The sequence below is a fragment of the Frateuria sp. genome (assembly GCF_013362045.1).
Classification (GTDB): domain Bacteria; phylum Pseudomonadota; class Gammaproteobacteria; order Xanthomonadales; family Rhodanobacteraceae; genus Frateuria_A.
In genome coordinates, this window is sequence record NZ_JABFWW010000097.1 from 1 (window position 1) to 8,367 (window position 8,367).

3 protein-coding genes and 1 pseudogene are annotated in these 8,367 nt (G+C 70.1%); all 4 read right to left on the reverse strand.

The genetic code is table 11. The annotated features are described in order from the left end of the window. Nucleotides 1-288 (reverse strand): chemotaxis protein CheW (locus HOQ08_RS04775; RefSeq protein WP_291192191.1); only part of this gene is annotated, 288 nt, incomplete at its 3' end. Then, nucleotides 285-1,949, reverse strand: a complete 1,665-nt coding sequence (locus HOQ08_RS04780) for a chemotaxis protein CheB (protein ID WP_291192193.1) — start codon at nucleotides 1,947-1,949, stop codon at nucleotides 285-287. The genes HOQ08_RS04775 and HOQ08_RS04780, both read right to left, overlap by 4 nt. Continuing rightward, nucleotides 1,942-7,989, reverse strand: a complete 6,048-nt coding sequence (locus tag HOQ08_RS04785; RefSeq protein WP_291192195.1) for an Hpt domain-containing protein — start codon at nucleotides 7,987-7,989, stop codon at nucleotides 1,942-1,944. Before HOQ08_RS04785 ends, HOQ08_RS04780 begins: the two co-directional genes overlap by 8 nt. Before the next feature lie 77 nt (nucleotides 7,990-8,066). After that, nucleotides 8,067-8,367 (reverse strand): annotated as a pseudogene (locus HOQ08_RS04790) (methyl-accepting chemotaxis protein); the annotation flags it as partial.

Consider the following 8,367-nt stretch of genomic DNA (forward strand, 5'->3'; position numbering starts at 1 on the left):
GAGGAACGGCAGCTTGGCGTTGCTGCCGATCGCCTTGAGCACCGCCACGCGTACCGCCAGCTCGGCGTCGCCCTCGGGCGCGCCGGCAAGCTTGGTGAAGGAGACCAGCGGCACGCGCCAGCCGCGCCAGGCGATCCGCCCGAGCAGCCACTCCGGCGCGCCTTCGACCGGTTCGGGCGTCGGCAGCGTGATCACTTCGGCCACGGTGGCATTGGGCAACAGCAGGCGCAGCTGGCCCACCGGCACCAGCACGCAGCGGATTTCGCGCGGCAGGGGTTGTTCGCTCATGGCTGACCTTCCGGGAATTGCTCGACCAGGCGCGCGGCGAGTTCGCGCGGTGTGCCGGCAAGATGGGACAGACGCTCGGCCAGCACGCCGCTGACCATGTCGGCGGATTGCGTGCCGCCGCTTGCTTCGACCCAGACCTGGCCGCCACGGTCGTGCACGGCCTGGCAGCCGCCCACCGCATCGGTCGAGCGTCCGGCGAAGACGATGGCGATCACGTCGCGGCCGAACACGGCGGCCGCCTGGGTAAAGCTGACGTCGATCGAGGGCGCATGCGCCGCGCCCGCCTCGATCGGCTGCAATCCGATGCTGCCGTCGCGGCTCAGTGTCACCTGTTGGTCGGACGGCACCACGATCACTTCGCCCGCGCGCGCGCGCATGCCCGCCTCGGCCACGCGCACCGGCAGCGCGCACTGCGAGGCGAAATACTCGGCCAGCCCGTCGGCGGGGCGGCCAGCCAGGTGCTGGGTGTGCAGCACGGTGGCGCCCAGGCCGGCCGGAAGCGCGGCCAGGAATTCGCCCACCGATGCCGTGCTCTCGGTAGTGGCGCCGAGCACGACCAGCCGCGACACCGTACTGGCTGGCAGCTCGAACGCCATTTCATGGCTGCGCTGGAAATCCTGCGGCGCGATGGCCTCTTCCATGGATACCAGCTCAAGGCTGAAGCCCGGGTGGATCGGCGACTCCAGCTCCGCTTCGGCCTCGGGCGCGAGGTAGTCGGCCGCACTGAGTTTTTCGATGCCGAAGTGCGCAGGGTCGACGCGATCGACCGCCGCAGCGGGCGTGGCGTCAGGATCGAACAGGGTCCAGCTGTCCGACGCGCGCGGCGCGGCCGCGGCGGGTTCGGCAGCCAGGCGTGTGGCCGCCGGGATGGCGGCCAGATCATCCGTCGCCAGCTGCAGGTGGTCCCGCTGGAGCACCGCCAGAGCCGGCGATTCGATGACCGGTGCGTGGACGGCACCCGAAGCCGGATCCGGCAAGGCCGGCGCCATCATCTCGATCGAGGTCTCGACGATCGCCTCCGGCGCGGGGGCATCGAACGACGATTCCGCCGGCTCCGCCTCGAATTTTCCGTCGTGCAGGGCAAGACCTTCGCCGGCGCCGTAGTTCAGGCCCGAGCCGAACTCGTCGGTATCCGCGACCGCCACGTCGGAGGCGAGCAGGGCTTCGAGCTCGGCGGCAAGGGTTTCGGAGGCGGCCGCCTGGCGGACTTCCTCGATCGCCGGAGCGACCGGCTCGATGGCAGGGGCAGGCTCCGCCGTCCCCGTGGAGGGGGCGAGAGGCTCCAGCGCCGCTTGTGCAGGCGCCGGCGGCCGCGGCGGGTCGGCATTCCCCGATGCCAGCACTTTCATGGCCAGATGGCGCGCCCAGCGCGCGCGGTCCCAACCCTCCAGCCGGCGGCTGGCCTGGCCGTCGTTGAACACCACGCGGGGACGGTCGCCGGCGAGCGTTTCGTCCAGGCGATCGAGCGCATCGTCGTCTTCGTCGTCGAGGTTGACCACCAGCACGTCCGCGTCCACCGAGACGAGCAGTTTGCGGTTGAAGCCCTTGAGCGGCCCCTCGTGCACGATCCTCGCGCCGCGTTCCTGCAGTGCGCTGCGCAACTGTTCCCCCAGGCCCGCGTCGTCGAACAGCAGGGCGACCGCCGGCGCCGCCTCAGCCATGGACGACCTCCATCGCGCGCTGTTCCAGTACCTCGGCGATCTGCGCCAGCAGTTCGACTTCCTGGTAGGGCTTGCCGAGGTAACGGTCCACGCCGATGTCGAAGGCGCGCTGGCGATGCTTGTCGCCGGTACGCGAGGTGATCATGATGATCGGCACATCGCGCAGGCGCGGATCGGCCTTCATGTGGGTCGCCAGCTCGTAGCCGTCCATGCGCGGCATCTCGATGTCCAGCAGCATGAGGTCGGGCACGCGGTCGTGCAGCTTCTCCAGCGCGTCGACGCCGTCCTTTGCGGTAGCGACCTCGTAGTCGTGGCGTTCCAGCACGCGACCGGTGACCTTGCGCATGGTGATCGAATCGTCGACCACCATCACCATCGGCTTGGTGCGCTGCTCATCGAGCATCGGCGTCGACACCGCGCCGACGCCGTCGGCCAGGCGCTGTTCGCGGCGGGCGATGCCGTGGCGCACCAGCGGCGGCAGGTCGAGAATGATCAGCACCGAGCCGTCGCCCATGATGGTCGCGCCGAGCACGCCCGGCACCGAGCTGACCTGCGGGCCGACGGACTTGACCACGATCTCGCGCGAGCCGATCACGGCGTCGATGCGGATCGCGGCGCGCAGGTCGCCGGCGCGGGTCAGCAGCAGCGGCAGCTGTTCTTCTTCGCCGCCGTGGCTGGGCGGCAGGCCGAGCAGTTCGTTGAGGTCGTGGATGCCGTAGGAGTCACCGTTGTAGTCGAAGACCGGGTTCGCCTCGGCCATGCGGGCAGCCAGGTCGTCCGGACTGATCCGGGCCACGCCCTGCACCGAGGTCATCGGGATGGCGTAGCTCGCCTCGCCGATGCGCACGACGATGGCCTGCGTCACCGCCAGGGTGAACGGCAGGCGCAATATGAAGGTGGTGCCCTGGCCGGCCTGCGATTCGATCGCCAGCGAGCCGCCGAGTTGCTTGATCTCGTTGGACACCACGTCCATGCCCACGCCGCGGCCGGCCAGCTGGGTGACCTGGCTGGCAGTGGAGAAGCCGGTCTGGGTGATCAGGCCGAGCAACTGGTCGTCGCTGGGCCGCGAGTCAGGGCGCAGCAGGCCGCGCTCGATCGCGCGGGCGCGGATCGCCTCGCGGTTCAGGCCGCGGCCGTCGTCGCTGACGCGCACCACCACCTCGGTCGCTTCGCGAGCCACGCGGATGCGCACCGCACCCTCGGTCGGCTTGCCCGCCTTGCGGCGGTCGGCAGGCGATTCGATGCCGTGCGCGATGGCGTTGCGCAGCATGTGCTCGAACGGCGCCTTGATGCGGTCGAGCAGGTTGCGGTCCATTTCGCCGTGCGCGCCCTCGACGTACAGCTGGGCGCTCTTGCCTTCTTCCTGGGCGGCCTGGCGCAGCGTGCGGCGCAGGTTCGGCACCATCGTGTCGAACGGCAGCATGCGGGTGCGCAACAGGCCATCCTGCAGCTCCGCGCTGACGCGCGACTGCTGGATCAGCAGCGTCTCGGACTGGCGGGTCAGCTCGTCCAGCATGTTCTGGATCGAGACCAGGTCGGATACCGACTCGGCCAGCGCACGCGAGTATTGCTGCAGCTGCGAGAAGCGGTCGAGCTCGAGCGGGTCGAACGCGGCGATGCCCGCCTCGCGATGCTCGCGCTGGAAGCGCGCAATGATCTGCGCCTCGGTCTCGATCTCCAGCATGCGCAGCTGGCTGCGCAGGCGCTGTACGGTCTGGTCCAGCTCGACCAGGTTGAAGCGGTAGCCGGCGACCTGCTGCTCAAGGCGCGAGCGGTAGATCGCCACCTCGCCGGCATGGTTGACCAGGTTGTCGAGCAGTTCCGCGCGGACGCGGATCTGTTCCTGCGCCGGGCGGATTTCCTCTTCGCGGTCGGGCAGCAGCTCGGGCAACAGTTCCGGCAGCGGGGCGGCAGGCAAGCGGGCCGTTCCGGCTGCTGGTGCGGTGGCGTCCCCGCCTTCCTCGGCCAGCGTTTCCTGGCCGGCCATTGCCAGCAGGCGGTCGATCAGCGCCTGCGGGTATTCGATGGACATGCCTTGCGAAACGCGCTGCACCAGCGAGTTCAAGGTGTCGAAACCGGACTCCAGCGCACCGATCAGCTGCGCGGTATCGCGCTCGCCCACTGGCCTTTCGAGCAATGTCTCGATGGCGTGGGTCAGGTCGCCCACCGGTACCAGGCCGGCAATGCGGGCGCCGCCCTTGAGCGTGTGCAGGTCGCGCTGCACGCCCGCGGCGTGCGCCGGCTCGCCCGGATCGGCACGCCACTGGGCCAGCAGGCCGTCGGCGTGGTCGAGCAGTTCGCGCGCTTCCTCGGTGAAGATTTCGAGCAGGTCCGGATCGATCTGGCCCACCCATGGCGCGTTCGACGTGCCCTCCTTGCGCGCCGCGGCCGCGGCTTCAATCGGCGCTTCGGCCCCTGCGATCGGTTCGCTGCCAGCGGCGACCGGCTCATGCGCGGTCTCGCCGGTCGCGCTGTCCGCCGGTCCGGGAAGGGCTTCCTCGGCTGGCGTGGCGAGCGGTGCCCGCTCGGCTGGCTCGATCGCATCAACAGACTGGAACGGGACCGTTTCCCCGGCCCGCAACGACGAAGTGTGCTCCGGCCCGCTGATCTCCAGGCCGGCATCCCAACCTGTGGGCGACTCGGGCGCGCCAGGCATGCCGGCGACCTCGCCCGCTTCGTCCGGACCCGTGCCGTCGAGCGCGCCGGCAGCCGTCGGGTGGCTGTCGACCGATTCGTTCAGCAGGCTGTCCAGCAGCGCAGCCAGGCTCTGCTGGTCATCCGTTTCGGCGCTGAAGGCACCCGCGGTGGTGCCAGCCACCGGCGTTCCGGCAGTTTCCAGGTCGAACGCATCGAGCGCGGCCAGGAGCTCGCCGGCGTAACTGTCGTGCTCATCGGTTCCGGCCGCGACCGGCTGGCCGGCCATTTCGCTCGTCGCCGGTCGCCCGAGCGCATCGCCGAGACCGGCATCGAGCGCGGCGGCGACGCCGTCGTCCGGCATTTCCGCAGACAGGTCCTCCGCACGCGAATCGAACAGCACGTGCGCGACCTTCGGTTCCGGCTGGCTGTCGCGCAGCTCGACCAGCCGTGCGGTGAGTACGTCGACGTCGGGCAGTTGCGGTTCGGGCGCGTCGAACTGCGCCATCACGTGGTCGACGACGTCGGCCGACTGCGCAAGCAAGTGCGCGCCTTCCGCGGACAGCGGCTCGCCGGCGGCGCGCAGGCGCTTGAGCAGGCTTTCCAGCGGCGACAGCAACTGGGTCAGCAGCGGGATGTCGACCATCGCGATGGCGCCGTGCAGCGTGTGCACCGCGCGCAGCAGCGCGTCGTCGATGCGCAGTTCGCCGTCGGCGCGTGCGAGCGCACCCCGGATCGCCTGGAGGTATTGCGCCACTTCGCTGCGCAGGATTTCCAGCAGCACCGGGTCGACCGGCGGCATGACCGGCAGGGCGATGGTCTCGGCCCGCCCGGCCGCGGCATCGGCCGCCTCGATGGCGGCCGTGAGGTCGGTATGCGCAGCGGCTGGGATGGCTTCGACGGCCGCATCCAGGCGCGGCACGCGGCGGCGCACCACGCGGCGCACGGTTTCCGTGACGGCCGGCGCATGGTCGCCCAACTGCGCCATTTCGCCGGCAGCAAGGCGGTCGGCCGTGGCCATGATCGCGGCGAGCGGCGCAGTCGGCGTGCCTTCGCCCTTGAGCGCCGCCAGCAACTGCGGCAGCGCGTCGATGGCAGCGCGGACCAGCGCCTGCACGCCTTCGTGCGGCTGGATGCTGGCATCCAGCACGCGATTGAGCATGTTCTCGACCTTCCAGGCGAATTCGCCCAGCACGCTGGCGCCGACCAGCCGGCCGGAACCCTTGAGCGTATGGAAGGAGCGGCGGATCGGCGTGAGCGCGGCCAGCTGCGAGGAGTCGGTCAGCCAGGTCTGCTCGGCGTTGCGCAGGTTGTCGATCTCCTCCTGCATTTCCTCCAGGAAGATCTCGCGGATGTCGTCGTCGATGCCCTCGGTGCCCCGCTGGAAGCCGGCGTTGCCTGCCAGTGCGTCGGCGACCGGCACCTCCTCGACGACCTCTTCCTCGATCTCCACCCAATCGCCGTTGTCTTCCGCGCCGGAAGGCATCGGCAATGGCTCGGTCTGCGCCAGGCGCAGGCCGGCCAGTTCGTGGGCGGCCGGCTGCAGCGATTCGCCGCTGCCGATGATGAGGTCCCCGAGATCGCCGCCGGCGGCGAGGCTGACCGATTCGGACAGCGACGGTTCGACCGCTTCCCTCGCGGCGACGGGCGCCGGTTCTTCATAGGCCAGGGCGACGCGCGCGGCGGGCAGCGGCCAGTAGCCGAGCGAACCGAGGCTGTGCTCGGCCACGTCCAGGATGTGCTCCAGGCCGCCGCGGTGCTCGCGGGCTGCCTCCAGGTAGTACTCCAGCGCGGCCAGGGCATCGGCCAGGTGGTCCATCTGGGCGCTGCCCGGCACGCGCCGGTCGACGAGCATCTCGTTGCCGATGAAGCGGCCGATGCCCTCGGCCAGTTCGGACGGGCGCGGTGCCGAAAGCATGCGCATGGCGCCGGCCACTTCGTCCATCAGGGCGGGGGTGCCGTGCAGCTGCGCATGGTCCCAACCGGCCTCGACGAAGGCGACGATGGCGTCCTTCACTTTGGCGGCATTGGCGATCGCCTCCTGCATGAGCGTGGCGAGGATGCTGCGTGCCTCGCTGCGCGGCAGTGCGGGTACGACATCGCCCTCGACCGGCACCGCTTCGCTGGCGAGGTCCTCGGCGCCCAGGCTTTCGATATGGTCGTCCAACGACGATTCGACGTAGAGCAGCGCACCGGCGACGTCGAGCAGCACACCCTCCTCCGGCGTGCGCACCTTGTGCGCGATCTCCTCCAGCACACGGCGTTGCTCGTTGACCACGCGGCGCGGCACGGCCAGCGCCAGCATGCCCAGCGTGTCGCCCACGCGCTCGAGCACCTCGCCCTGCGCGGACAGCTGCGCGGGGTCGGCGTCGCTCTGGCGCAGGAACAGGTCGAGCGCTTCCTTCACGCGCAGCAGGTCTTCCTTCAGTGCCTTGGACACCGAATCCAGCAGGGCGCGGTTGTGGCCGGACATCGAGCCGCGCGCATGCTCCAGCTCGGCGGCGTCGGGCAACAGGCTGTCGAGCCGGTAGGTCTGCTTCAGCTGCGCCATCTGCGGGCTGGCCTGGCGGGCCTGCGCCACGATGTAGAGCAGCTTGCTGGCCAGGTCGTCCGCATCGCCGCCGCGCAGGCTGGCTTCGCCCTGCTCGATGAGCTGGCGGATGTTGCGGTCGACCTTGCCGATCAACTGGCGGATCTCGGCCGCATGGCTCTTGAGCGTGCCCTGCTCCAGGCCTTCCAGCACACCGGCAGCGATCCACCACAGGCGGCGGCCGGGCACGGTCCAGCAGCGGCCGGCGATCGCCAGCAGCGTCTCGCGCATGGCCACCAGCTGCTGCGCCGCATTCTGGCCGCGGAACCATGCCAGCAGCTGCTGCTGGAAGCGCAGCCGCAATGCGGTGATCGCGCTGCGCTGGGCGGCCACGTCGACTTCGCCCTGCGCGCCGGGCGCCTGCACCGGCAGCGCCTGTTCCAGGTTCGGGTTGAACAGCGCCGCCTCGGACAACGCCTGCTGGTCGCGGCTGGCGCGCAGGTCGTTGAGCAGCGGCAGCAGCACCACCGGCACGTCGCGATGGCCGCCGGAGAGGCGCTCGAGGTAGTCGGGCAGCTGCATGAGGCCGCGCATCAGCGCGCCGAAGGCGTCCTCGCGTTGGCGGATGTGGTCTTCCAGCAGGCAGATGGCGAGCGTTTCCATCTCCTCGGCGACCATGGCCGCGCCGTACAACTCGACCATGCGCAAGGTGCCCTGCACCTGGTGCAGGTGATCCACGCACGCGCGCATGATTTCGCGCTTGCCCGGGTTTTCTACGTAGGATTCCAGCGCCTCGCGGGCTCGCGCCAGGGTCTCGTCGAGCTCTGGCTTGACCCACTGCAGGGTGGTGAAATCGATGTGGTCTTGAAGTCTCATGCGCCCCTCTTGAGCGGCTGCGCGCTACACGCGCATCGCGCAACCGTTCGAGGTTGCCCCCTGTCGGTAAACGTTGATCAACCCGGCAACTTGAAGTGCGCCACCGAGCGCCGCAGGTCGCTCGCCAGCTGCGCCAGGTAGCCGATCGAGTCGGCCGTCTGGCTCGCGCCCTGCGAGGTCTGCGAGGTGATTTCCTGGATCGCGTTCATCGAGTGCGAAATGTCGGTCGCCGCCGCGGACTGCTGGCGCGCCGCGGTGGAGATGTTCTGAATCAGCGCCGACAGGTCGTGCGAGACGCGCTCGATGTCGCCCAGTGCGCTGCCGGCGTCCTCGGCCAGACGCGCACCGGCGACCACCTCGGCGGTGGTCTGCTCCATC

Coding starts and splice junctions, on each gene's coding strand:
- HOQ08_RS04780 (WP_291192193.1), bottom strand. CDS start 1,949: ATGGCTGAGGCGGCGCCGGCGGTCGCCCTGCTGTTCGACGACGCGGGC.
- HOQ08_RS04785 (WP_291192195.1), bottom strand. CDS start 7,989: ATGAGACTTCAAGACCACATCGATTTCACCACCCTGCAGTGGGTCAAG.